At 59.1% G+C, this 26,303-nt stretch carries 20 protein-coding genes; 11 read left to right on the forward strand and 9 right to left on the reverse strand.

Annotation, left to right across the window (positions count from 1 at the left end; translation table 11 throughout):
• Window positions 1–64: 64 nt before the first annotated feature.
• The 3 genes from ACP15L_RS06865 (at window position 65) to ACP15L_RS06875 (ending at window position 2,860) form a co-directional block, all read left to right on the forward strand.
• On the forward strand, window positions 65–1,252 hold the full coding sequence (locus ACP15L_RS06865) for a flagellar hook-length control protein FliK (protein WP_425083607.1): 1,188 nt from the start codon (window positions 65–67) through the stop codon (window positions 1,250–1,252).
• A 3-nt stretch (window positions 1,253–1,255) separates the two neighbouring features.
• On the forward strand, window positions 1,256–1,918 hold the full coding sequence (locus tag ACP15L_RS06870) for a flagellar hook capping FlgD N-terminal domain-containing protein (protein ID WP_425083608.1): 663 nt from the start codon (window positions 1,256–1,258) through the stop codon (window positions 1,916–1,918).
• Window positions 1,919–2,053: 135 nt separating this feature from the next.
• Complete coding sequence (locus ACP15L_RS06875) at window positions 2,054–2,860, forward strand: phosphotransferase family protein (protein WP_425083609.1); 807 nt, start codon at window positions 2,054–2,056, stop codon at window positions 2,858–2,860.
• Here the strand turns inward: ACP15L_RS06875 and ACP15L_RS06880 are convergent.
• The 3 genes from ACP15L_RS06880 to ACP15L_RS06890 are packed head-to-tail and all read right to left on the reverse strand — an operon-like array spanning window position 2,847 to window position 5,843.
• Complete coding sequence (locus tag ACP15L_RS06880) at window positions 2,847–3,839, reverse strand: ABC transporter substrate-binding protein (protein WP_425083610.1); 993 nt, start codon at window positions 3,837–3,839, stop codon at window positions 2,847–2,849. The genes ACP15L_RS06875 and ACP15L_RS06880 overlap by 14 nt on opposite strands.
• Entirely contained in the window at window positions 3,818–5,185 is a 1,368-nt protein-coding gene (locus ACP15L_RS06885; RefSeq protein WP_170552269.1) for a sensor histidine kinase, read from the reverse strand. The genes ACP15L_RS06880 and ACP15L_RS06885 overlap by 22 nt, the downstream gene beginning before the upstream one ends.
• Entirely contained in the window at window positions 5,175–5,843 is a 669-nt protein-coding gene (locus ACP15L_RS06890; protein WP_170460004.1) for a response regulator transcription factor, read from the reverse strand. The genes ACP15L_RS06885 and ACP15L_RS06890 overlap by 11 nt, the downstream gene beginning before the upstream one ends.
• A gap of 107 nt (window positions 5,844–5,950) precedes the next feature.
• Between ACP15L_RS06890 and ACP15L_RS06895 the strand changes: the two genes are divergently transcribed.
• The 5 genes from ACP15L_RS06895 to ACP15L_RS06915 all read left to right on the forward strand — a co-directional run bounded on the left by ACP15L_RS06895 (window position 5,951) and on the right by ACP15L_RS06915 (window position 10,952).
• Complete coding sequence (locus tag ACP15L_RS06895; RefSeq protein WP_170375647.1) at window positions 5,951–6,934, forward strand: tripartite tricarboxylate transporter substrate binding protein; 984 nt, start codon at window positions 5,951–5,953, stop codon at window positions 6,932–6,934.
• A gap of 69 nt (window positions 6,935–7,003) precedes the next feature.
• Window positions 7,004–7,486, forward strand: coding sequence for a tripartite tricarboxylate transporter TctB family protein (locus tag ACP15L_RS06900; protein ID WP_170460001.1), 483 nt, complete (start codon window positions 7,004–7,006; stop codon window positions 7,484–7,486).
• 1 nt (window position 7,487) lies between these two features.
• On the forward strand, window positions 7,488–8,999 hold the full coding sequence (locus ACP15L_RS06905; RefSeq protein WP_170471470.1) for a tripartite tricarboxylate transporter permease: 1,512 nt from the start codon (window positions 7,488–7,490) through the stop codon (window positions 8,997–8,999).
• Window positions 8,989–10,176 (forward strand): CaiB/BaiF CoA transferase family protein, encoded by a 1,188-nt coding sequence (locus ACP15L_RS06910; RefSeq protein ID WP_425083611.1) that lies wholly within the window; start codon window positions 8,989–8,991, stop codon window positions 10,174–10,176. The genes ACP15L_RS06905 and ACP15L_RS06910 overlap by 11 nt, the downstream gene beginning before the upstream one ends.
• Window positions 10,173–10,952: a citryl-CoA lyase gene (locus tag ACP15L_RS06915; protein WP_425083612.1), complete on the forward strand. Its 780-nt coding sequence runs from the start codon at window positions 10,173–10,175 to the stop codon at window positions 10,950–10,952. The genes ACP15L_RS06910 and ACP15L_RS06915 overlap by 4 nt, the downstream gene beginning before the upstream one ends.
• Here ACP15L_RS06915 and ACP15L_RS06920 read toward each other — a convergent pair.
• From ACP15L_RS06920 to ACP15L_RS06940, 5 genes are all read right to left on the reverse strand, one after another.
• Window positions 10,949–12,652, reverse strand: a complete 1,704-nt coding sequence (locus ACP15L_RS06920; protein ID WP_425083613.1) for an ABC transporter ATP-binding protein — start codon at window positions 12,650–12,652, stop codon at window positions 10,949–10,951. The two genes, ACP15L_RS06915 and ACP15L_RS06920, sit on opposite strands and share 4 nt — an antisense overlap.
• 4 nt (window positions 12,653–12,656) lie before the next feature.
• A complete protein-coding gene (locus tag ACP15L_RS06925) occupies window positions 12,657–13,607 on the reverse strand; it encodes an ABC transporter permease (protein ID WP_170471477.1) in 951 nt (316 codons plus the stop codon).
• Window positions 13,604–14,581, reverse strand: a complete 978-nt coding sequence (locus ACP15L_RS06930; protein ID WP_425083614.1) for an ABC transporter permease — start codon at window positions 14,579–14,581, stop codon at window positions 13,604–13,606. Before ACP15L_RS06930 ends, ACP15L_RS06925 begins: the two co-directional genes overlap by 4 nt.
• A 106-nt stretch (window positions 14,582–14,687) precedes the next feature.
• Window positions 14,688–16,253, reverse strand: a complete 1,566-nt coding sequence (locus ACP15L_RS06935; protein ID WP_425083615.1) for an ABC transporter substrate-binding protein — start codon at window positions 16,251–16,253, stop codon at window positions 14,688–14,690.
• Between the two features lie 90 nt (window positions 16,254–16,343).
• A complete protein-coding gene (locus ACP15L_RS06940; RefSeq protein ID WP_170375664.1) occupies window positions 16,344–17,924 on the reverse strand; it encodes an ABC transporter substrate-binding protein in 1,581 nt (526 codons plus the stop codon).
• A gap of 272 nt (window positions 17,925–18,196) precedes the next feature.
• On the opposite strand from ACP15L_RS06940, the gene ACP15L_RS06945 reads away from it, so the two are divergent.
• The 3 genes from ACP15L_RS06945 (at window position 18,197) to ACP15L_RS06955 (ending at window position 24,187) form a co-directional block, all read left to right on the forward strand.
• The gene (locus ACP15L_RS06945; protein ID WP_425083616.1) at window positions 18,197–19,939 is read left to right on the forward strand and encodes a type I secretion system permease/ATPase; all 1,743 of its coding nucleotides are present in this window, start codon (window positions 18,197–18,199) and stop codon (window positions 19,937–19,939) included.
• Window positions 19,936–21,243 carry an HlyD family type I secretion periplasmic adaptor subunit gene (locus ACP15L_RS06950; protein WP_425083617.1) on the forward strand — a complete coding sequence of 436 codons (1,308 nt, stop codon included), beginning with the start codon at window positions 19,936–19,938 and terminating at the stop codon, window positions 21,241–21,243. Before ACP15L_RS06945 ends, ACP15L_RS06950 begins: the two co-directional genes overlap by 4 nt.
• 154 nt (window positions 21,244–21,397) lie before the next feature.
• Window positions 21,398–24,187: a bifunctional aconitate hydratase 2/2-methylisocitrate dehydratase gene (locus ACP15L_RS06955; RefSeq protein WP_425083618.1), complete on the forward strand. Its 2,790-nt coding sequence runs from the start codon at window positions 21,398–21,400 to the stop codon at window positions 24,185–24,187.
• 72 nt (window positions 24,188–24,259) lie between these two features.
• Here ACP15L_RS06955 and ACP15L_RS06960 read toward each other — a convergent pair whose 3' ends face one another.
• Window positions 24,260–26,293, reverse strand: coding sequence for a bifunctional aldolase/short-chain dehydrogenase (locus ACP15L_RS06960; RefSeq protein WP_425083619.1), 2,034 nt, complete (start codon window positions 26,291–26,293; stop codon window positions 24,260–24,262).
• Between the last annotated feature and the right edge of the window lie 10 nt (window positions 26,294–26,303).

Below are 26,303 nucleotides of genomic sequence, written 5' to 3' on the forward strand. Positions count from 1 at the left end.
GGTTAAAATAAACGTAACCTCCTTTGGGCAGTTTGACGGTCAACCACGACGGAGCCGGAGCAAAATGCCCAACCCTCTTACGCTGATGACACCCACGCAAACCGCGGCCACGAAACCGGGGACGCGCGAAACCACATCCGAGATGTCCACGCGCTTTCAGGATGTTCTGGAGGAAAAGACGCCGCAGCCAGAAGCCGAGGATGAAGCCGCCGTTGAGCAGGACATCATGCCCGAGGATCCTGCACTCGAAGAGGTTCTCGCAGGCCCCCTGCCGATCAAGCCCGACACTCCTGAAGAACGGGTGTTTGAGGACCTGACCGCACTGCCCGTACCGAGCGCGACGCAGGTACCGCAAGGGTCTGAAACTGCGCCTATTCCCTCAAATCTCGAGGGTGCAGAGGCGCCGAAAACCGACACAGGCGCAATGCACCAGGTTACGATTGCGGCACCGCAGCGCCCCGAGGTCGAAAACACGCGCGGTTCGCCTGTTCAGTCACAATCCAGCATAGCCCAGCCGGCGTCTGCCAAAGCGTCGGACGGTCAGGTCTTGCCCGCAAGGCCAATCGCTGGGCAGCCTGTTCCAACTGAGCGTGCACAATCCTCAGTTTCGGCGCTACCTGCTGAAACAGGGGCTGCGCCCCAGACAAATGCGACTCCAACTGCGCCTCAACCTTCCAAACCAACGCCAACTCTTGCGCAGATGCAGGTGATGGCGTCTGTGCGGAGCGCCGATGCCGAAACCACCACGACGATTCCTGAAACTAATGGTGTGATTGCCACGCGCGAAGAACCGCTGTTTCAAAACGTCCGCGACACGGCTTCGCTTGCGCAGCCCGCAACGCAGTCTGCAAAGGCTGAGATCACCCGGGCCATCGCCGGGCAGATGGCAGCGGAAATTCAGGTTCGGACTGGTTCCGGTACGATCGAAATCGCGCTCAGCCCCGAGGAATTGGGTCGGGTTTCCGTCACGCTCAACGGTCGCGAGGATGGCATGATTTTGACCATTGCTGCCGAGCGCCCCGAAACATTGGACCTGATGCGCCGGCACCTTGCCGTGTTGGAGGCTGAATTCCAAAGCCTTGGATATAGCGACATCTCGTTTGACCTGAGCACAAAGGACGATGCGCAGGATGATTCCGCAAACCCGAAGGCAAGCGACGATGGCTCTCTCCATTCGACAGAACCGGACACGCCAAACGCTCCGATCATTCCCCGAAATCTCTCGGGTCGTGGCATTGATATGAGGCTTTGACAGATGATCACTCCAACAAGTTCAGCGCAGACTGGAACACAGACCCCGACCTCGGCCGCATCGCAAGCGTCCAAGCTGACTTCAGATTTTGAGACCTTTTTGCTGATGCTCACCGCACAAGCGCGAAACCAGGACCCGTTGGAACCTATGGATTCCTCGGAATACGCATCTCAGCTGGCCCAATTCTCGATGGTTGAACAGCAGGTTCAGACCAATGACCTGCTGTCTTCCCTAAACACGGCGATGGGCGGACAAAAGCTGAGTGAGCTGTCCAATTGGGTAGGCGTTGATGTTCGATCAGCCTCGGCCTTTCGATTCGAAGGCCAGCCGGTCACTCTGTTTGCTCAGGCCGATGCAACAAGTGATGAAGCTATCATGGTGATCCGCAACTCAACCGATACGGTGATCGACCGCATTCCGGTCAATCACACAGACACTGAATTCCTCTGGGCCGGAACCGACGCTTCGGGCAATCCTCTGAGCCAGGGCACCTATTCTGCCACGTTGGAGAGTTTCAAGGATGACGAGCTGTTGTCTCAGCGTCTGGCCGCCAGCTACAACCGCGTGGTTGAGGCGCAAATTTCCGATGGCGTCGTGCATCTGTCCCTGCAAAGCGGGGCCACCGTCCGCTCGGATGAGGTGACGGCGATCCGAACAGGCGCTTGATCTGACCGGGCTGGCAGTCCAAACCTTGGCAAATCACGATTCCCTTGCTGAGCGGTACGTCTCCTGCCCCACGTTAACGCGCCTCCATCAGACCTGATTGACCAGCTGCGCACGCGCGGGCTGATCACGGGGTCCGTGCAGTTCGAACCTCTGTTTGGGGGTCGGACCAATATGGTGTGGAAGGTTCTGGGGGAGAGTGGCGACACGGTATTGAAGCTTTACCGAACCAAACTGCGCAACCCCATGTTCCGCAATGACGCCCAACTCGAAGCGCTGTGCTTGCGCGCGTTTGAGCAGGAAGGGTTCGTGCCCAGATTGCAGGCAACAGGGCAGCATAAGGGCGACGCCTGGGTTCTGTACGATCACGCGCCGGGTCGCCCGTGGGAAAGTGACACGGCTCAGGTCGCCTCTTTGCTACGCAAATTGCATGGCTCGACGGTCGATTTACCGCTGCCCGCGGGACGGAACGGCAGCCCCGATTTGGCTCGCCACGGGGCCGAGCTTTTGGCGTTGTGTTCCTCCAGCTTGCGAGATCGCGTCACCGCAATGCGGCCCGAGGACCCTGTGCCGCCAACAAAAAGAACGTGTCTGATCCACGGCGACCCTGTGGCCGGAAACATTCTGGTGGATGGCTCCAACCTGACCCTGATCGACTGGCAATGCCCGGCAATTGGCGAACCCTGCGAGGATCTGGCCCTGTTCCTATCGCCTGCCATGCAGCACCTCTATCGCGGCGCGCCACTGAACCCAGATGAGCACGCGCAGTTCCTAACCGCGTATGGCGAGCACGAAACAGTTGCCCGCTACGAAGCATTGCGTCCGTGGTATGCATGGCGAATGGCGGCCTATTGCTTGTGGCGGTTTGAGAACGGATCAACAGACTATGAAAAGGGCCTGCAGCTTGAGCTAGAGGCGCTTGAGGACCACGCTATTTCTGGATGACGGCGTCTTCCCAGGCCGTCAGGAATTTCCTGCGTTTGAGCGTGTCGAGGTAGGTCAGCAAAGCAGGTTCCAGCGTAATTACCGCGCTCTCCTGCGCCTGCAGTGACGTGAGCAAGGGCAAAGGTGCCAGCTCAGGCCCTGCAACGATCAGGTGGCGGACAAACGCCTCGGCGGCAGCAGGGTGTTGCGTGTTTTTCGTCACCATTGCCGTGCGCATCATGGTGGTCTGAAAATCGCTGGGCAGAATGACCTCGAGCACCTCTTTGCCGTCGACCCGCGCCGTTGCGTAGCTGCCAAGCACGTTATAAGCGACCGCGATTGAACCGCTTGTCAGATCGTCAATCATGTCGCCCGAGCAGCAATAAAGACGCAAGTCCAGCCCGCCCATGACCTCCATCAGGCGCCAAAAGGTCTCAGAGGCGCGGGCATCTTGCGTGGCGAACAGATAGCCCAAGCCGGATTGGCGGATATCATAGGTTCCGACCTTCCCACGGAAGGCTTCGGGGCGCGCGCGCAAGGCCTCGATCAGTTCCTGCCGGGTTTGCGGAACGGGATGCCCTGCGAAGGCCGCACGGTTGATGACGATGGCCGCCGGTTCCTGGGTAAAGGCAAACAAGCTGTCATGCCACTGCGCCCAGTCCGAACCCGGCATATTCTCCAGCGGCATTGCGAACCCATCATTGGCAAGTTTCAGCTGCAGATCCATCGCGCTGGAAATGACAACATCAAACGCCTCGGGCGCTGACCGCACACGCGCATTCAGATCGGCGGTTCCGGTCACTAGATACTCTACGGAGACGTCCGGGTTTTGCGTCAGGAACCCCTCTATCAACGGCGCGAAAAGCGCGGTGTCGGTGCTGGAGATGATGCGCAAACGCGGACCATCAGCGGCAGCGTTGAACACCCGCTGGTCTTCCCACTCCTCGGCCGCGCAGACTGAGGCCAGAAGTGTGAGGATCAAAGCAATAAGGTAACGCATGCGCCTTTGCCTTTTCGGTTGGTCAGGATCAGATCGCCGCCATGGGCCTTCGCGACATCCTGAACGATGGTCAGACCAAGCCCCGAGCCAATAGTCCCGGCCGCATTCTTACCGCGCTCGAACCGCCGGGTGAGCGTGTCAATTTCGCTTGGTGGAAAGCCCGGCCCCTGATCGCGCACGCTGATCTGCGCTTGCGTCCCTTGCGAGACCTCGATCTCGACCACGCTTTCGGCAGGGGCATATTTTAGCGCGTTGTCGACCATGTTGCGTACCGCATTCTGGATCAGGATCGGATCGCCCGAATAGATCACAACGGGGTCTCCGACCAATGTCAGGGAAAGGTCCTTCATCTCGGCAATGGGTGTGAGGCGCTGAACCAGATCGCGGACGAGGGCGACAAGATCAATCTCTTCCCGCTCCAGATGATCGGCGCGAAAAGTGATCATTGCGTGATCCAGCAATTGCCCCGCCGCCCGAGAGCTTTCGTCAATCGCCCGAACCATTGAACGCAAAGCCTCTCTATTCTCTTCTTTTTCAACACGTTGCAAGGTTGTATCCGCATAGGATCGAACCGTTGCCAATGGCGTCCGGACCCGGTGTGCCGCCTCGGCTATGAAATCCTCGGACTGGCTGAGCGACTGATCCAAACGCCCCATCAAAGAGTTCAGCGACGACACTAGCGGGGCCATTTCCCGCGGCACCGGTTTTCTGAATGGGCTGAGGTCTTGTGGGCCCCGGCGAGTCACCGACGTCGTCAGCTTGTTCAACTGTCCGATGGTGGCTGACGTTGCCCAGAATGATAACCCGGCGACCAAGGTAAAAAAGCCGATCCCCAGATACGCCGCGTTTCGTGAAATCTGCCTGAGGGTTTCGGCCAATGCGTCTTGCGTTTGACCAAGGGCCACTTCGACTTCGGTCCGGGTTCCTAGCCCTACCAAAGTGCGGCTGGCGCTGACCTGGCGAATGGTCTCTCCGCGCACCTCGCCCGATTGAAAGGTCCATTCGCCGTTGGGCGTACCATTCGTGGCTGAAAGATCGTCGTAGCCGGACAACAGTTCTCCGTCCTGAAAGATGGCGTAAAACACCCGATCATCCGACGGCGTACTTAGCATCGAGAAGGCGGCGTAGGGGATGTCGACCTCAAGCTCTCCGTCCCGAAGGGCGACGGCATCGAGGATCGAGGTGACGGAGGCACCAAGGATATTGTCCTGCCCTTGCTGCGCGACTCGAGCGGCATAACTGCGCACTGTAAAGAACAAAAGCAACGCCAGAATGGCCGCGCCGCCAATCAGGGTCAGCACCAGACGATTACGAAGAGATCCTGAAACCGCGGGGCTAGCTGACATGATCCAGCCTGTAGCCCAGGCCACGCAACGTGGTAATTTTCAACTCCGAACGCTCGAGATGTTTGCGCAGGCGGGCGACATACACCTCGATAGCATTGTCCGAGACATCGTCATCGTAGGAAAACAGCCTGTCCGCCAGCTTTTGTTTCGAGAACACCTGACCGGGCGCATTGATGAAGAACTCCAACAGGCGCAGTTCCCGGTTACGCAGCGACAGCGTCTCACCGCCGACAATCAGGTGACCGGCAACCGGGTCGAAGACGATACCGCCGATCTCGATCGTCGATTTGGCGATCCCGGATTTGCGGCGTAGAACGGCGCGGCAGCGGGCCTCAAGCTCTGCGTGATCGAAGGGCTTGGTGACATAGTCGTCCGCCCCCAGATCCAGCGATCCGATTCGATCCGAGACCTGACTGCGCGCGGTCAAAACGATGACAGGTGTGTCCAGATGACTGGCGCGGTGGCGTTTGAGGAAATCGCGCCCATCCCCATCGGGCAGCATGATATCCAGCAGGATCAGGTCGTATTCCTCGGCCTCGACAAACGCGGTCGCATCGTCCAAAGTTGCAGCATGATCAACGACATGGCCGTCCAGTCGCATCCGCGAACCGATAGCGTTCGCGAGGTCCATATTGTCTTCGACCAGCAGGAATTTCATGAGGCGTTCGCAGTATTTTCGCGCATGACAGGTTGATGTCAGGTTAATGTGTTTTCTTGACCACAATCTGTGCCGCCAAGCGGCCAGTTGTCAAATGGGAGGACATCATGACAACTTTCAAACTGGGCCGTCGCGCCCTGATCGCGGCTGTGGCCGCTGTTGGTCTTGCGGGACCTGTTCTGGCTGACGGGCACGAAGTCGTGGACAGCATCCACTTCCTGATCCCCGGCGGCGCAGGCGGCGGCTGGGACGGCACTGCACGCGGCACCGGAGAGGCGCTGACCAAGGCAGGTCTTGTCGGCACCGCTTCCTACGAGAACATGTCGGGCGGCGGCGGCGGTAAAGCCATTGGCTACCTGATCGAGAACGCCGACAGCAACCATGGCACGCTGATGGTGAACTCGACGCCCATCGTGATTCGCTCACTGACGGGTGTGTTCCCGCATAACTTCCGCGACCTGACGCTGGTCTCGGGCACAATCGGCGACTACGCGGCCATTGTTGTCGGTAAGGACAGCCCGATCAATTCGATGGCGGACCTGCTGGCCGCCTATGACGCGGACCCAGGTGCAACAGCAATCGGCGGTGGCTCGGTTCCGGGTGGCATGGACCATCTGGTTGCGGCCATGGTGATGGAAGCAGCAGGCAAGGACGCGCTTGGCGTCAAGTACATTCCTTATGATGCAGGCGGCAAAGCCATGGCAGCCTTGCTGTCGGGTGAGATCGCAGCGCTGTCCACCGGTTTCTCGGAAGCGGTTGATCTGGCCAATGCAGGCGAGGTGAAGATCATCGGCGTGACTGCGGATGAGCGTGTGGACGCAGCGCCCGACGCGCAGACCATGAAGGAACAAGGCATCGACACCACCTTCGTCAACTGGCGCGGTTTCTTCGCAGCGCCCGGCCTACCCGAAGACAAGCTGGCCGCCTATCAGGATGCCATCGCCAAGATGTACGACACCCCCGAGTGGGAAGAAGTGCGTGCCCGTAACGGCTGGGTGAACATCCACAACTCGGGCGACGATTTCTCGACCTTCCTCGAGCAGCAAGAGCAGCAGATAAGCGATCTGATGAAAAAACTGGGCTTCCTCTAAGCACCACTCACGGCAGAGTGGCCCGTCCGCTCTGCCACAATCAACAAAAAACACGAGGGAGGGGATGTCATGGCGCTGGATCGCTGGATCGCGCTTGTTTTGCTTGGGGTCTGTCTGGCCTATGGCTACGCCGCCTGGTTTACGATGGATGGCAGCCTGCCCCCCTTCATGCAGCGCAACCCCATTTGGCCAAGCACCTTCCCTAAAGTGCTATCTGTTCTGGGCATCATCGCCTGCACGATCATCCTGCTGGGCTTCGAAAAATCCGAACCGAAAGCGGCGGATATCGACTACCGCCGACTGGGCGACTACCACCTTGATCAAGCTTTGATGCTGCTGGCCCTTATGGTGATCTACGCCCTGTGCCTTCGTCCCGTCGGCTTTCTGATCTCAACTTCTGCCTTCCTTATCCTCGGCTCCTTCATCCTGGGCGAGCGCAAATGGCACATCATGCTGCCGGTTGCGTTCATCGCCACCGGCGCGGTCTGGTATCTGGTTCAGGAAGTCCTGGGCATCTACATGCGCCCCCTGCCGGGCATTTTCGGAGGCTGACATGCTTGAAGGACTTCTGATCGGCCTGCAAACGGCATTCTCAATCCAAAACCTGCTGATGGTCATCGCCGGCTGTCTGATTGGCACCTTCATCGGCATGCTTCCGGGCCTCGGCCCGATGTCGATCATCGCCATCATGATCCCGGTCGCGATTTCGATGGGCGATCCGTCGGCAGCCCTGATCCTGCTGGCAGGCGTCTACTATGGCGCGATTTTCGGCGGATCGACCTCATCCATCCTGCTGAACGCGCCGGGGGTCGCGGGTACAGTCGCCTCAAGCTTCGACGGCTATCCGATGGCGCGACAAGGCAAAGCCGGTAAGGCATTGACCATTGCGGCCATCGCCAGTTTCGCAGGCGGTACCTTGGGGGCCATTCTGCTCATGGTCTTCGCCCCTGCCCTGTCCTCGGTCGCGCTGTTGTTCCACTCGGCTGAGTATTTCGCGCTGATGGTCGTGGGACTGTCTGCCATTGCGGCCTTTGCAGGGTCGGGTCAGGTCGCCAAAGCAATGATCATGACGATCCTTGGCCTGATCATGGCAACCGTGGGCGAAGGCGCTTTGTTCAACCTGCCCCGTTTCACCATGGGGATCATGGACCTGCAGTCCGGCTTTGGCTTCATCACGCTGGCCATGGCCATGTTCGCCCTGCCTGAGGCGCTGTTCTTAGTGCTGAAGCCCAAAGACCTGAAAGGCGACGACGGAGAGATCAAGGACCTGCGCATCACCAAAGATGAGGCAAAAGCCATCGCGCCCGTGATCGGTCGCCAATCCGTGCAAGGTTTCTTCATCGGCGTCCTACCGGGTGCGGGGGCAACAATTGCCAGCTTCCTCGGCTATGCTGTCGAACGCAATATTGCACCTAAGCAGGAACAGGAAGAGTTCGGCAAAGGCTCGATCAAGGGTCTGGCCGCACCGGAGTCCGCCAACAACGCGGCCTGTACCGGGTCATTCGTGCCCCTGCTAACGCTGGGCATCCCGGGGTCAGGCACAACGGCCATCCTGCTGGGCGCTCTAATCGCGCTGAACGTGACACCCGGCCCGCGCCTGATGGTGGATGAGCCTCAGATCTTCTGGGCCGTCATCATGTCGATGTTCATCGGCAACCTGGTGCTGCTGATCCTGAACCTGCCGCTGATCCCCTACATCGCCAAAGTGCTGGCCGTACCGCGCAACTTCTTGATCCCGTTCATCCTGTTCTTCACCCTGATGGGCGCCTATATCGGCCAGAACAACGCGACCGAGCTACTGCTCCTCGTCGGTTTCGGCATCTGCGCCACCGCATTGAAATTCGCGGACTACCCCCTCGCCCCGCTTCTGATCGGGTTCATCCTTGGAGGAATGATGGAGGACAACTTTGCCCGCTCGATGCAGCTCTATGACGGTATCGCTTTCATCTGGGAACGCCCGATGACCCTAGGCCTGCTGGTGATCGCCGTCCTTCTGGTTCTGCTGCCAAGCTACCGCGCTCGCCGTGCGCGGGCACGGGCCGCGGGGATTGCGGATGGGGACTGACCCTCTGGCCGGCATCCGCGTTCTAGATCTGACGAACGTGCTTGCCGGCCCCTATTGCTGCTACCAGCTCGCATTGATGGGCGCCGAGGTGATCAAGGTCGAACGCCCCGGCTCGGGCGATCTTGCCCGGGTGTTGGGCGCCGATCCTGAGCGCAATAAGGCGGGCATGGGGATCAGTTTTCTGGCGCAGAATGCCGCGAAGAAATCCGTCACGCTGGACATGAAATCCGACCGGGGCAAGGCGCTGCTGAAACGTCTGGTTCACTCGGCGGATGTATTGGTCGAGAATTTCAGGCCCGGCGTTATGGATCGATTGGGTCTGGGCTATGAAACCCTGAAAGCTGAAAACCCGCGACTAATCTACTGCGCGATCAGTGGCTTTGGGCAGAACGGACCCCGCCGCGATGATCCCGCTTATGACCAGATCGTTCAAGGGGTCAGCGGTGTCATGTCGATCACCGGCGCGCCAGATACGGCGCCCTACCGCGTTGGCTACCCACTGGCGGATACGGTCGGTGGCCTGACCGCAGCATTCGCCATCTCATCCGCCCTGAACGCGACCCCACGTGGCGCGTTTCTGGATGTTGCTATGACCGAGGCGGTGATTTCTACGATGGGTTGGGTCGTCTCGAACCACCTGATCGGTGGCGTTACGCCTGCCGCGCATGGGAACGAAAACACAACCTCGGCCCCCTCGGGCACCTTTGCTACTGCAGACAGTCCGATCAACATTGCCGCCAACCGCGATGAACAATGGCAGGCGCTTGCTCAGCATCTGGGCCGGGACGACCTGCTGGACGATCCAGCCTACACAACACGAGAGGATCGCAAGACCAACCGTCACGCCTTGCGCGCGGAATTGGAGCACACGCTGACCACGCGACCGGCAAAGGAATGGGTTCGAGAGTTGAATGATATTGGAGTGCCCACCGGGCAGGTTCTAACCGTCTCCGATGCGCTCGACGACCCGCAATTATCTGGGCGGGGTTTGATCGGTAAGCTGGACATTCACGGTGAAGACCTACAGCTCGCTGGCAGCCCTATTGTCATGGATGGCGCGCGCAGACATCCTGGGACCGCGCCGCCGGAATTGGGCGCAGACAATTCCGCAATCTGGTCTGAACTCGGACTGTCGCAGGATGAGATCAACGCCCTGAAAAAGGAGGGCATCATATGAGCGATGTATCCGATTGGTGGCAAACCTCGATCATCGACATGGAGCCTGGCCGGATACACCTGCGCGGAGAGCCAATCCAGGATTTGATCGGCAATCTGAGTTTCGTCGAAATGATCTGGTTCATGCTGCGCGGCGAGAAACCGACTGAATCACAAGCTCGTTTGTTCGAAGCAGCTTTGGTTGCGGCCGTTGATCATGGCCCGCAAGCACCCTCAATCGCTGCCGCCAGAATGGCCGTGACCTGCGGACTGCCCCTGAACAACGCGATGGCCAGCGCGGTCAACATGCTGGGCGATGTGCATGGCGGGGCCGGAGAGCAGGCCGTGCAGCTCTATCATTTTATTGCGGAGCACCCGCAGGATCTGCCAGTCGCATTGGACGACTGGATCACCACTCACGGAAATATCCTGCCGGGTTTTGGCCATCGCTTTCACACCCCGACCGATCCGCGCGCCCCGCGCCTGATGGCGCTGGTCGCCGAAGCCGTCGGTCAAGGGGCATGCAGCGGTGATTTCATGCGGATCGGGCAGGCGATTGAAGCCGAGCTGGCCCATCGCAAAGGCAAACCCGTCCCCATGAATATCGATGGCGCGACGGCCGTGATCTATGCCGAGTTAGGCTTTGCCCCACCCTTGGCGCGTGGGTTGTTTTGCTTGTCCCGTTCTGTCGGCATCCTGACTCACGCATGGGAGCAGATGGAGCAAGGTGGCCGCAACAAGGGACCGACCCCGCCCGCCTATCGCTGGACTTATGTGGACCCCAAAACCAAGACCTAAACGTCCAGTCCTTCGGTCGACAGATCATCAAGTCGCGGCATCAGGTGCAATAGTTCCTTAGCGTAGTCCGTCTGCGGGTTGGCGAACAGGGCATCGGTCTCTTGGATCTCAACCATCTGCCCTGCCTTCATCACGGCAACGCGGTCGCACATCTGCCGCACGACCGGCAAGTCGTGGCTGATGAACAGCATCGTCAGGCCCAGATGCTCTTGCAGGTCTTTCAGGATGTTCAGGATCTGCGCTTGGATCGAGACGTCTAGCGCACTGGTCGGCTCATCGCAGATCAGGAACCGAGGCTGCGTCGCCAATGCGCGCGCGATGGAGATACGCTGGCGCTGCCCGCCCGAGAACTCATGAGGGTATTTCAGGCCCGCTTCCGAACCCAGCCCGACCTGATCCAACAGCTCATCCACCCGACGCTTGACGTCTGAACCGCTCATGAGGCGGTGATGACGGATGGGTTCCGCCACGATCTCGTCCACGCGCATTCTGGGGTTCAGTGAGGAATAGGGATCCTGAAAGATCATCTGGATGTTCTTGCGGTACGCGTCCTGCACGGCTTTGTCGCCCAAATCACTGACCAATTGCCCATCAAACGTGATCGAGCCGCCATCGACCGGGTACAAGCCAGCAATCATCCGCGCCACGGTGGACTTGCCCGATCCGGATTCACCCACCACGCCGAACACCTCGCCCGCACGGATATCAAAGCTCACATCATCGACAGCGGTGAAATAGGTCCGATCCCAAGGCAAAAGACCGCGCCGTTGCAGGAAGCGTTTGGTCAGGTTGCGAATTTCAAACACGGGCTTCGATGTGTCGTTGTCCACTTTCGGCCAATGGCGCGCCATATCCTCGATCGCAAAGCGCGTCTCACGCCCGCCATAGCTGATCTGAGGGAACCGGTGCAGCTTGAGCGTCGGCCGTGGCACCGCCGCAATCAGCGAGCGCGTGTATTCGTGCTGCGGCTGCCCCATCACCTGCGCCGTTGTCCCGGTTTCGACAACCTTGCCAGCATACATGACGGTCACGCGGTCGGTTGTATCGGCAATGACACCCATGTCATGGGTGATCAGAATGACGCCGACCTGCCGTTCCCGCGCCAATTCCTTGATCAGGTCCAGAATTTGCGCCTGAACCGAAACATCCAGCGCCGTGGTCGGCTCATCCGCGATGATAACGTCCGGTTCGGTACACAGCGCCAAGGCGATCACCACACGTTGGCGCATCCCGCCCGAGAATTGGTGCGGATATTGGTCCAGACGCGTATCCGGGTCCGGAATCCCTACCCGGTCAATCAGGTCGCGGGCGCGTTGATTGGCCTCGGCGTCAGTGCAGCCCAAATGGGCCAGGATGGTTTCGGTCAGCTGCTCTCGCACCGTGAACAATGGGTTCAGCGAGGTCAGCGGGTCCTGAAAGATCATCGAGATCTTCTTGCCACGCAGGCCACGCATCGCCTCGGCGTCAAGGCCACTGATCTGTTCGCCACCCAGCTTGATCTGGCCGCTGGCGATCCGTCCGGGACGTTCCAGCAGACCCATGACAGCCGCGCCGATGGTGGATTTGCCTGCACCGGATTCGCCCACCAAACCGTGGATTTCACCAGGCTCGACGGAAAGGTCTGCGTGATCCACCGCAGTGAACAGCTTGCGGCGGGTCGGGAATTCGACGGTGAGGTCTTGGACGGTCAGAAGGCTCATTAAATCACCGCAGTTTTGGGTTCAGCGCATCGCGCAGCCAGTCGCCCAGCAAGTTCACGGACAGGGCGAGGGCCAGAAGAGTGCAGGCAGGGAAGAACAGAATCCACCACTCTCCCGAGAACAGGAACCCCTGCCCGATACGGATCAGCGTGCCCAGTGAAGGTTGGGTCGGAGGCGCGCCGACACCAAGGAAGCTCAGCGTCGCCTCGGCGATGATGGCCAGCGCCAGGGAGATCGTCGCGATGACCAGAACCGGGCTGAGGACATTAGGCAGGATGTGTCTGAACATGATCGGAATCGAGCCGCGACCGATCAGCCTCGCAGCCTGCACATATTCCTTGTTCTTCTCGACCAGCGCAGCCCCGCGGACGACCCGCGCAAACTGCACCCAATCGGACAGAGCGATGGCGATGATCAGCACATAGATCGCCATCTCATCGCGATATTCCGGCGGGGTCACGCCCTTGGCGATGCCAAAGATCAACATAGCGACCAGAATGGCCGGAAAGGTCAGCTGAACGTCGGCGATCCGCATGATCAGCGTCTCGACCCAGCCGCCAAAATAGGCCGCGACCAGCCCCAGAACGACTCCGATGATCAGGGCCAGCAATACGGCGGCAGCCCCGACGAACAAGGAAATGCGCAGCCCGTAGAGGATGGTCGAGAATACGTCCCGACCCTGGTCATCTGTGCCCAACAGGAAGGTTTCCTGCGTAAACGCATTCGGTGTGCCCGGTGGTGTAAAGCCGTTCATCAGGTTCAGCGTCGCCGGGTCGAACGGATTGTAGGGCGCGATCAGGGGCGCGAAAATGGCACAAAACACAAGGATCAGCACAACGGCCGAGGCGATGACAGCCACGGGCGAATGCCGGAATGACCAAGCGAAATCGCTGTCCCACGCTTTTGCAAAGCGCGACTTAGAGGCGGGTTGCGGGGTTTCGATCGTATCGGTCATGTGGCCCTCGCGTCGACACGCAGGCGCGGGTCAATGGCATAGTAGAGAAGATCGACAATCAGGTTGATCGTCACGAACATGACCGAAATCAGCATCAGATAGGCGGCCATGACGGGAATATCGACGAACTGGATCGCGTTGATGAACAGCAATCCGACACCGGGCCATTGGAACACGGTCTCGGTGATTATGGCAAAGGCGATGATCGAGCCCAGTTGCAAACCTGTGATCGTAATCACCGGCACCAGCGTGTTTTTCAGCGCGTGGCGGAAGTTGATCACCCTGTCCGACAGCCCTCGGGCGCGGGCGAAACGCACGTAGTCGGCGCGCAGGACCTCGAGCATCTCGGACCGCACAAGACGCATAATCAGAGTCATCTGATACAAACCCAGCGTGATCGCGGGCAGGATCAGCGCCGTCAGGCCCGAGGTGGTCAGAAACCCGGTTGACCAACCTCCGATCATGACCGTCTCACCCCTGCCGAAACTGGGTAAGAGGTCAAGTTCGACCGAGAAGATGTAGATCAGCAATATCCCGATCAGGAAGGTGGGCAGAGAGACCCCGATCAGACTGACCGTCATGATGATATTCGCCGCCACCCCTTGTCGTCGGATCGCGGTGAATACGCCCAACGCGATGCCCATGGTGATGGCGAGGAAGCCTGACACGAAGGCCAGCTCAAGCGTCGCGGGCGCACGTTCAGCGATGATGGTCGAGACCGGGCGGCCCTGACGGTAGGACACTCCAAAATTGCCCTGAACCGCACCCTGCAGGAACTTGGCGTATTGCACGATAAATGGCTGATCGAGGCCCAGTTCCGTCCTCAGCCGGTCGATATCGGCCTGAGTGCGTTCCTGACCCAGCATGTTGTCGATCGGATCGCCGACAAAACGAAACATCGAGAACGCGACCAGACCCACGACCAGCAAAACGATCACGGATTGGAACATCCTTCGAACAATATATGCGAACATTCAGAATCCCCGGTTGATCGGCCTGTCTAAGCCGCGTCTGACCAAATGGTCAAGATACCGCTAACGAAACTGGGGCCAGAACGACTCGGCCCCTCGAACAGCGTTTTCAGTTTACGGTCACCCACCGCAGGATGAAGAAGTTGTCCGGGCGTTGGGTCAGCCCGATATTGCCGCGCGTTCCCCAGACCAGAGGTTGCACATACATGGGAACATAGACCTGCTCATCCTGAATGATGTTGGTGACCTCGTCCAACATGGCCTGACGGGCGCCTTCATCCAGTTCGGATTGAATCTGCGGCAGCAGTTCATCTACACGCGCGTTCGAGAAGCCTCCAAAATTCCAACTGCCCAGCTTTTTCTCTTCGTTGGGTGTCGCGACCAGAAAGCGCACGGGGTGTTCGGCGTCGAACGTGCCGGGGCTCCAGCCCAGTAGGTACATGTCGTAGTTGTCCTCGCGCAGTTCGGGCCAGTAGTTGCGCACCGGCATCGCGTCCAGCTCAGCCGTTAGACCGATCTGTGCCAGCATGCTGACAATCGCCTGACAGACAGCCTCGTCATTCAAGTAGCGGTCATTGGGGCATTTAAGGCCGAACGAGAATCCATCCGCGTATCCGGCCTCGGCCAGCAAGGCCTTTGCGGCCTCGACATCGTAGGCGGGGCGCTCTGCATTGGCCGCCGAGTAACCGCTCATCGCAGGGCTGACAAGTTGCGACGCCGCCTCGGCATTGCCGCGCATGATCGTGGCAAGGATGGCATCGACGTTCACCGCATGCGCCACGGCCTGACGCACACGCGCATCCTGGAACGGGTTGGGTTTGCCAGCATCGTCGGTGTATTTCAGGGCGTCGGCCTGATGGTCAAAGCCCAGCATGATCACGCGGGCCTCAATCCCCTGAATGACCTCGACCTCATCATTGCCCTGAAGGCGCGCCACGTCCTGAATCGGGACAGGCTCAATCATATCGACATCGCCGGACAGCAAGGCCGCGACGGCGGTGGCAGAGTTCTGGATCGGGTTGAATTCGGCGCGAGTGATGTTGTGCTCTGCGTCACCCCACCAACCTTCAAAAGGTTCCAGAACGGTGCGCAGACCGGGTTCGCGCGCGGTGATCTGAAACGCACCGGTGCCGTTGGCATTCAGCGTCGCGTGGTTCCCGGTTTCCTTGTCGGGCAGAGCGGCCTCATTGGCCTCAGCCCAGCCCTGATCCATGATCATCCAGTTTGCAATGGAGGACGGAAACAGCGGGTTGGGTGCAGTGGTCATGAAATCGACGGTGTAGTCATCGACCACCCTGACCTCGCTGATCGGTGCAAACCAGCTGCGGGTATCCGAGACCTCATCCGAGGCGCGTTGGTAACTGAAGAGAACATCCTGCGCGTCGAATGTGCTGCCATCGTGGAACGTCACGCCCTCGCGCAGGGTGAACCGCCAGCCTTCGCCGTCTCCAATCGATTCCCAACTGGTGGCCAAAGCAGGCTCAACGCTCATGTCCTTGCCGCGGCGGACCAGTCCTTCGTAGACATTGTTGAGGAACCCAAGAACAGCGGCCGAGTTGACGGCGTGCGGGTCCATGGTCTGTGGATCGGTGGTCGAGGCCCATTTGAACTCGGCTGCCTGAGCGGCGCTTGCGGCCAAAAAGGCCAAACCAATGGCCGTTGCCTTGAAGGTCATGGCGATACCTCTCTGTTTTGAGTGAACAGTCGTGAAACACCAAAAGACAGGGCGCTGATCTGCGCCCTGCCCTGTCTTGGATCCTGAACCTTAGTTCATGGTAAAGTATTTGATCTTCGGCGAATCTTCCGGCTCAACAATTGTGCCGACATTCGACTTCATACCCCAGTTCAGCACTTGGTGATGGATAGGGATATACAGCTGATCGTCCTGCACCACTTGCCAGATCTCGGCGATCTGCGCGTCGCGCTTCGGAAGGTCCGTTTCAGAGGCCAGCCCCTGGATCTTGGCATCCAGTTCCGGGTTGTTGTAGCGGGTCGCATTCCACGAGCCGTATTTCTCACCCTTGGTGTGAACCAGGAAGTTGAAAATATACTCAGAGTCGTAGGTCGGAACGCCCCAGCCCAGCATGTAGAAGTCGGTCTCGAGGTTCGAAAGCAACGGGAAATGCTGCGCCTTGGGTTTGGCATCCAGATTCACCGTGACACCAATCTGCGCAAGCATGCCAACGGCAGCCTGACAGATCGCTTCGTCATTGACATAGCGGTCGTTGGGGCAGTTCAGCGTGATCGAGAACCCATCCGGATACCCAGCCTCGGCCATCAGCGCCTTGGCCCCTTCGATATCAGTCGTCGACGAGCTGTCCATGCCCTCATCCCAACCGTTCACGAAAGGCGGTGCAATCATGCCAGCAGGGGCCGACTGGCCGCGCATAACGACCTGCTTGATGGCATCCCGGTTGATGGCTTTGGACATCGCCTGACGCACGCGTACGTCTGCCAACGGGTTCTTCCCGTCCACATTGTCCGAGCCCAGATCGGCATCACCCATGTTCATACCGAAGAAGATCACCCGGTTCTGAGGCGCGGTCCGCACGTCCAGACCATCGGTATCCGCAACGCGGGCCAGATCCTGAACGGGGACGTCCTGAATGAAATCGACCTCCCCCGACAGCAAAGCAGCAACCCGGGTCGCGGCGTTCTGGATCGGGGTATAGATGATCTCGGTCACTTCTAGGGGGAACTCATCCTTGCCCCAGTAGTTCTCGTTCGCGGTCAGAACGGTTTTCACGTCGGGTTCACGGCTGACCAGCTTGTACGGGCCGGTACCGTTTGCGTTCTTGGCGGCGAATGTATCCTCGCCCCCTTCATAGTCCTGCACCTTCACGGCGTTGTTCGCCTCGGCCCAGGCCTTGTCCATCATAAACATGTTGGTCAGGTTGTTAGGCATGATCGGGTTCGGACCGTCGGTTTCGATCTCAACCGTGTATTTGTCCGGCGCGCGCACCTCTTTGACCGAGGCGAGCAACTCTTTGTAGTCGGAATCCGGCGTCATCGCGCGGTTGAGCGAGAAGACAACGTCTTCGCTGTCGAACTCGGCGCCGTCATGGAAGGTCACGCCTTCACGCAGTTTGAACACCCAGACGTTCGGGTTTTCCTCAGACGGGGCCCACTCGGTCGCCAGCGACGGCACAAGCGCCCCGGAATGGTCGCGCATCACCAGCGTTTCCATGATCTGATGCGCCATGGCTGAGGTCGGACCCTCGTTTTGCGCATGCGGGTCCATCGTCAGCGAGTCGCCTGCGCGTGCCCAGCGCAGCGTTTCCGCAGAGGCAGTGCCAGCCAATAGGGCCATGGCACTGGCTGCTACCAGCAAGTGTTTCACTTTCATTGTAATCTCCCCAATTCTTTTTAACCCGCACGGATGGCGGGTGATCGACGAAGCGCGATCAACGTGCCCTTGATAATCCAAATCATTCTGAAACTTGCAATGCCTAATTGGGGTGCTGGACCCTAGGGGAACCTGCCAGATTTTAGCCGTTTGGCCGGATTTCGCTGGTCCTTTGACGATCGAGTTGCATACCCTAACTCTTTCTTCGAGACTCGGTTCGCGGTAAAAAAACGTAGCCGCATCAGGCTGGACATCGTGTCGGGGACATTGATTTGAAACAGACAAACCGCAAACCGCCCAACCCGAGGCGAGAGCTTCAGAGCGTGCGCAACCAGAGCGTATCGTTTCTGGGTGTCGCGTTTCTATTCAGCATCTTCGTCAACCTGCTGATGCTGACCGGGCCGCTGTTCATGCTGCAGGTCTATGACCGGGTTCTCAGTTCGCGCTCGGTCGAGACGCTTACGGCGCTTTTTCTGCTGGTTGGGCTGCTCTACGGCCTAATGGCCATGCTGGATTACGCGCGCGGCCGGATCGTGGCGCGGTTCGGCGCCAAATTCCAATCCTCGCTGGACGAGAGGGTTTTTGACGGAACCATTCGGCGGGCACTGTATCCACAGATCCGCTCGGCACCAGCAACGGCCTTGCGCGATCTGGAGGCCGTTCGGTCGCTTTGCGCGTCGCCTGTTTTCCTCGCCGTTATGGATATCCCGTGGACGCCCGTTTTCCTGGCTGCGATCTTCCTGTTTCACCCCTTGCTCGGCTGGCTGGCGGTTGCTGGTGGTAGCTTGCTGATCGTCATCGCATTGCTCAACCAGATCTTGACCAAACAGAAGGTGGCCGAGGCACAGGTTGCCTCGGGCCGGGCCAATGCCTTTGCGGAACAAGCGCGGCAAGCCGCCGAGGTAGTGCGGTCGCAAGGCATGCAGGGCGACGTCGCACAGCGCTGGTTGTCACAGCGTAGCAACGCCTTGTCACAGAGCATATCGGCCAGCGACTGGACCGGTAGTTTCACGTCTTTGACCAAATCGCTGCGCCTGTTCCTGCAATCCGCGATGTTGGCGCTTGGCGCTTGGCTGGTGTTGCGCAACGAGATGACAGCCGGGGCCATGATCGCCGGTTCGATCTTGCTGGGCCGCGCTTTGGCACCTGTGGAAATGGCGGTGGGCCAATGGGGGCTGATCGAAAACGCGCGAACCGCATGGTCTCGTCTTGGCACCTTCCTCGATGAAACCCCTCCCGAGCAGGCCAAAACCAAGCTGCCGGTGCCCGAGGCGCGTCTCGTCGCAAAAGGGCTGACGGTCATTCCGCCCGGCGTTCAAAAGCCAACCCTGCGCAATGCCTCGCTGCTATTGGAACCCGGCAAGGCGCTGGGTGTGATCGGCAAAAGTGGCTCGGGCAAGACAACTCTGGCCAAGGCGCTTTTGGGTCTGCTGACCCCCGCAGCGGGTGAGATTCGCTTGGGTGGCGCGACACTGGACCAATATGCCGCAGATGATCTGGGCCACTACATCGGTTACCTGCCGCAGCAGGTCACACTGTTCAACGGAACGGTAACTGAGAACATCGCCCGGATGTCGCAACAACCCGATGACGCCGCTGTTGTCGCCGCCGCCAAAAAGGCCAACGCACATGAGCTGATTATGTCTTTGGAGAAGGGCTATGACACCTTTCTGGAAGGCAATGACAGCCAGTTGTCCGGCGGTCAGAAACAACGGATCGCGCTTGCCCGGGCGCTCTATGGTGATCCTGTTCTGCTGATCCTGGACGAGCCGAACTCGGCCTTGGATGCCGACGGCACCGAGGCGTTGAACCGCGCGGTGCGCAGCCTCAAGAAAAGCGGCAAGGCCGCAATCATAATGACGCACCGCCCGCAGGCGATTTCCGAATGTGATGACCTGATCGTGGTCGAGAAAGGCCAGATCGTCAAAGCAGGCAGCCGGGACGAGGTTCTGGGCTCGATGGTCCAGAATGCCGGTGCGATCAAACGACACCTCAATAAAGTGGGTGAGAAATGAGCAACCCTCCTGCGCGCCGCAGTTGGCGCATAACCTTCCCTGCAACTGTGGGCTTTGTTGCGCTGCTCATCCTCGTTGTGGGCATCGGCATCTGGAGCGTTCGGACCCAACTGGCCGGTGCGATCATCTCACAAGGTGTGATCGAGGTGCAAAGCAACCGTCAGGTGGTCGAGCATCCCGATGGCGGTGTCGTCGGCGAGATCTTTGTGCGCGACGGGGATCTGGTGGAAAGTGGCGATCTGCTCCTGCGTCTGGACGATACGTTTCTGGCTTCGGAAAAGACCGTGGTCGAGACGCAATTGTTTGAACTGCTCAGCCGTCAGGCCCGGTTGGAAGCGGAACGCGATGGGGCCACCTCCGAGGAGTTGGCGGCAAAGCTGCGAGAGGTACAGCAACGCGAAAACATCCCAGACGATCTGATCGCAGGTCAGCAGCGCCTTTTTGACGCCCGCAACGAGACGTTGACGCAACAGACTGAGCAATTGACCCGTCAGAAAACCCAGATCGAAAACGAAATCGACGGCACACAGGCGCAGCTAACCGCCGCTCAAAAGCAAATAGAGTTGATCAGTGAAGAGCTCAAGGATCAGGAAAGCCTGTTGCAGCGCGGCCTGACACAGGCCAGCCGCGTCTCGGCTCTGCAACGGGAAGAGGCCAATTTGACCGGCGCCATCGGACGGCTCGAGGCGACCATCGCCCGGCTCAAAGGGCAGATCGCATCGACTGAGATCCAGATATTGGAACTGAACGCGACCCGCCGGGAAGAAGCGATCACAACGCTGCGTGACGCGCAAACGCGCATTGCCGAGCTTGCTGAACGACGCCTATCGCTGACCGAGCGCCTCTCGCGTCTGGATATCCGCGCGCCCGTTTCAGGAACCGTTTATGACAGTCAGGTTTTCGCCCTGCAGTCGGTCATCCAACCGGCTGAACAGATGATGTATGTGGTGCCTCAGGATACGCCGCTTCTTGTGGCAGCCAAGGTCGATGCGATCCATGTAGACCAGCTGTTTCGTGGGCAAGAGGTCGCCCTGCGCTTTCCCAGTTTCAACCAGCGGGAAACGCCTGAACTGGACGGTCATGTCATCAATGTCTCGGCGGACACATTCACCGATGAAGGCACAGGCTTTACCTTCTACCGGGCCGAGCTGGTCCCTGATGACGGTCAGCTGGATCGCCTGAACGGCCAAACTCTGCTTCCGGGTATGCCGGTGGAGGCCATGATCAAAACAGACGAGCGCACTCCGCTGTCCTACCTGACCAAGCCGCTGACCGACTACTTCACGCGAGCATTCCGGGAATAACACATCGCGCCTGGGGCAACCTGTCCTAGTGTCGCGACTTGCAATCCCTGTTGATTTAGTATACCGCCGCATACAAAGAGCATGTCCGGGCGTCAGATCCATGTCTGAGACCGGGACCTCAAGCACCTTCTAACGCCAATACGTCGGGATAGCCATGAGCCTGTATACTGATTACCTTGCCGAGATCGAAACACGCAAAGAGCAGGGGTTGAACCCCAAGCCCGTCGACGACGGTGCCCTGACAAAAGAGATCATCGACCAGATCCGCGACTCTCAAAACGAACACCGCGCGGACTCGCTGCATTTCTTCATCTACAATACCCTGCCTGGCACAACCAACGCCGCGGGTGAGAAGGCGGCGTTTCTGAAAGAGATCATTCTGGGTCAGGCCGATGTCGAAGAAATCTCGCAGGATTTCGCGTTCGAGCTGCTGTCTCACATGAAAGGCGGCCCCTCGGTCAAGGTACTGCTGGATCTGGCATTGGGCGACGATGCGGCAATTGCGGGCAAAGCGGCTGAGGTTCTGAAGACTCAGGTCTTCCTCTATGACGCGGATACCGACCGGCTGAAAGCAGCGCTCGATGCAGGCAATTCCGTCGCGAAAGACATCCTTGAAAGCTACGCCAAGGCCGAGTTCTTCACCAAGCTGCCCGACATCGACGAAGAGATCGAAGTCGTCACCTATGTTGCTGCCGAAGGTGACATCTCGACTGACCTGTTGTCGCCTGGCAATCAGGCACACTCGCGCGCGGACCGCGAATTGCACGGCAAATGCCTGATCTCCGAGGCCGCGCAACAAGAGATCGAAGCGCTCAAGCTGAAGCATCCCGGCAAGCGCGTCATGCTGATCGCTGAAAAAGGCACCATGGGTGTGGGATCGTCCCGTATGTCGGGTGTGAACAATGTGGCCCTGTGGACCGGCAAACAAGCCAGCCCCTATGTGCCCTTCGTCAACTACGCCCCCATCGTTGCAGGCACCAACGGCATTTCGCCGATCTTCCTGACCACCGTCGGCGTGACCGGCGGCATCGGACTGGACCTGAAGAACTGGGTCAAAAAGGTCGATGAGGATGGCAACGTAATCCTGAACAATGACGGCAACCCGATCCTGGAAGAGAAGTACTCGGTCGCCACTGGTACGGTTCTGAAGATCAACACCAAAGACCACAAACTGCTGAGCGAAGACGGGGAAGAGCTAGTCGAAGTGAACTCGTCCTTCACGCCGCAAAAAGTTGAATTCATGAAGGCAGGCGGTTCCTACGCCATCGTTTTCGGTAAGAAACTGCAGACATTCGCGGCCGAAGCACTGGGTGTTGAGGCACCGCTGGTCTTTGCTCCGTCGAAAGAAATCAGCCACGAGGGCCAGGGCCTGACAGCGGTTGAAAAGATCTTCAACAAGAACGCCGTTGGAACCACACCCGGCAAAACCCTGCATGCCGGATCGGACGTGCGCGTCAAGGTCAACATCGTCGGCTCACAGGACACAACCGGCCTGATGACCATGCAAGAGCTTGAGTCGATGGCGGCAACTGTTGTCTCGCCCATAGTCGATGGGGCGTATCAGTCTGGCTGTCACACGGCCTCGGTGTGGGATGCTAAGGCGCAAGCCAACACCCCCCGCCTGATGAAGTTCATGAATGACTTCGGCCTCGTCACCGGGCGTGACCCGAAAGGCGTCTATCATTCGATGACCGACGTGATCCACAAAGTGCTGAACGACATCACCGTGGATGACTGGTCGGTCATCATTGGCGGCGACAGCCACACCCGCATGTCCAAAGGCGTGGCCTTCGGGGCCGACTCGGGCACTGTTGCTTTGGCGCTGGCCACAGGTGAGGCCTCGATGCCGATCCCTGAATCGGTCAAGGTGACCTTCAAGGGCACGATGGCCGGGCATATGGATTTCCGCGACGTCGTACATGCGACCCAGGCGCAAATGTTGGAACAGCATGGCGACAACGTGTTCCAAGGCCGCGTGATCGAGGTTCATATCGGCACGCTGTTGGCCGACCAGGCCTTTACCTTCACCGACTGGACTGCCGAGATGAAGGCCAAGGCCTCGGTCTGTATCTCGAATGACGAGACCCTGATTGGCTCGCTGGAACTGGCCAAGTCCCGCATCCAGATCATGATCGACAAAGGCATGGAGCACGAGAACGGCATGCTGCAAAAGCTGATCAACATCGCCGATGCACGCATTGCCGAGATTAAGTCGGGCGAAAAGCCAGCGCTGCGCCCCGATGACAACGCGAAATACTTCGCCGAAGTTGTCGTTGATCTGGACCAGATCGTTGAACCGATGATCGCCGACCCGGATGTCAACAACGCTGATGTCTCAAAGCGCTATACCCACGACACGATCCGCCCGATCTCGTATTACAATGCCGAGAAGCATGTGGATCTGGGCTTTGTCGGGTCCTGTATGGTGCACAAGGGCGACATCAAGATCGTGGCCCAGATGCTGAAGAACCTTGAAAAGGAAACCGGCAAGGTCGAGTTCCAGGCCCCGCTGGTCGTGGCAGCCCCGACCTACAACATCATCGACGAGTTGAAGGAAGAGGGCGACTGGGAAGTGCTGGAGAAATACTCTGGCTTCGAATTCGACGACCTGTTCCCGAAGGAAAAGGCGCGGACTGAGTACGAGAACATCCTGTATCTAGAACGTCCCGGCTGTAACTTGTGCATGGGCAACCAGGAAAAGGCCGCCAAGGGCGACACGGTTCTAGCCACCTCGACCCGCCTTTTCCAGGGCCGCGTTGTGGCAGATGCGCCAGACAAGAAAGGTGAGTCCCTGCTGGCCTCGACCCCGGTTGTTGTCCTGTCGGCCATTCTGGGTCGGACACCCACGATCGAGGAATACAAAGCCTCGGTTGAAGGGATCGACTTGACCAAGTTCGCCCCGCCAGTTGCGAAAAACCCAGCCACTCAATCGGCGCATTTCTAACGCCGCATTGGACAAGTTTTTGCTGCGCGCGGCCGTTCATCGGTCGCGCGCAAGTGTTTTCAGCGGGCGAAGCTAGCGCAGTTCGGCTTCGGTATTACCACCATCGACTGTGATGACGTGACCGGTAGTGCGCTCCATCAAGGCCAGATTGACGAACCCTTCGGCGACATGATGCGCCTCGACCTCACGGCCCAGAAGATTGCCGCCCATATAGACCTCTTCGCTGACACCCCGCGCGGCGGCGCGTTCCTTGATGAACGCATCCGTCAGCAGGCCGGAGCGTATCTTGTCCGCATTCACACCGTTGACCCGAATACCAGACCCCGCCAGTTCCAACGCCAGTTGCCGCATCAGGAACATCGTCGCGGCCTTGGGGGTTCCATAGGCGCCCAGGTTGCGACCGGGATTGACCGCCTGTTTGGAGATATTGAATAGGATCTGTCCACCCCGCCCCTGATCCTGCATCAACTTGGCAGCGGCGGTGGCAAAAGCCTTGTGCGCGAAAAAGTTCAACTCGAAAGCCGCTCGGAAGGCATCATCCTCCAGCTCGACCAGAGCGCCCCCTGTGGCCGTACCCGCATTGGACACCAAAATATCCAGCCCCCCGAAGGCGGCGACCGCAGCCGCCATCGCGGTATCGGCAGCGTCAGCTTGCGTGATGTCGAGCGCGCAGGCCGCATGCCAGCGACCCAACTGGGATAGGGCGGCATCCAGAGCCTCTTGATCCCGATCCACCAGAACGACATTCGCCCCCTTGGCGGCAAAGGCTTTGGCGGTTGCCAGACCAATCGCTCCTGCCCCGCCGGTCACCATGACGACCCGGCCCTGAAACGGCGGTGGGGTGCCTTTACCCAGCTTTGCTTGCTCCAACGACCAATATTCGCAATCGAACATGTCCTTTTCGCCAATCGGATAGAACCCGCCCGCATCTTCTGCGACGGCGCGCACGCGGATGTTCTGCTCAGCCAGATCAGCCGAGGCCGCGGCCGCCTTAGCGTTCACCCCAATCCCCAGCACACCGATCCCTTCGATCCACGCATGTTTGGGATCAGGGGTCAGCATGGTCTTGGGTTCCGCGGCCTGAGGGGCCTGACGGTCGAAATAGGCGCGGTAATCCACAGCGAAGGCTTCGACCTTGGCTTTGATGCTCTCTCGGTCGGTTAGGTCCGCCTGTTTCAGCACCAGCGGCCAGCCCTTGGTACGCAGCACGTGATCCGGTGAGGCCATGCCGCGAGCCGCCAGCGCATCCACATCGCCCCGCGCCATAAACGCATGTGTCGCGGGGCCATTTCTCAGATCAAAGACGGGCATCGCGCCGTCCCGATCCGCCGTGACCTCGGCGATCACACCGCGCAAGACGGGCAACATTTCCAGCCCGTTGGCAGGCAGACGTTCGCCAATTGGCGTAAGTTCGGTCAGGCCGAGATAGTCCGCGACCTCATTGGTATGCTGAACGATCTTGTCATAGCTTTCCTGCGCGGTGGCGCCAAAGGCGAAATGACCATGTTTAAGGAGCAGCAGCCCTTCAACATCAGGGTTGGCGTCGTACACATCCGCCGCTGCTTTCGCGAGGCTAAAACCGGGCATGATGTAAGGCACGATCCCCAGCCGGTCGCCGAAAATCTCGCGACAGATCTCCTCGGCATTGGGCAAGTCGGCGAGGATCAGAAACGGCGTCGCGTGGGTGTGATCGACGTATTTGTGTGGCAGGAAGGCATGCAGCAGCGTTTCCACTGACGGGTTGGGCGAGGCCGAATTCAGCAGGCTTGAGCGCTGATAGTTCACCATGTCTTCATCCGACAACTTATCGAGTGCGCGTAGCTTCAACAGTGGCTCTTGCCAGACACCGGGCAGTCCGGGCGCTTCGATCGTGTCCAGATCCCAGCCCGAGCCTTTGACGTGCAGAACCGGCCGCATCTCGCCGAACAAATCGGGGCGCTCTAGCTTGACCGAGGTATTGCCACCGCCATGCATCAGCAGATCCGGGTTCTGACCGATGAGGCGCGAAGTGTAGACCCGCTCTGCCAATTCCTGATCAGCCGGATCGGCGCCGGCAGCCGCACGCCAGTCTGCGGCGGCCTGCGCCTTGTACATGTTTTCGATCATGTCTTTTGTA

Origin of the sequence: Ruegeria profundi (genome assembly GCF_049800715.1) — a bacterium.
Classification (GTDB): Bacteria; Pseudomonadota; Alphaproteobacteria; order Rhodobacterales; family Rhodobacteraceae; genus Ruegeria; species Ruegeria profundi_A.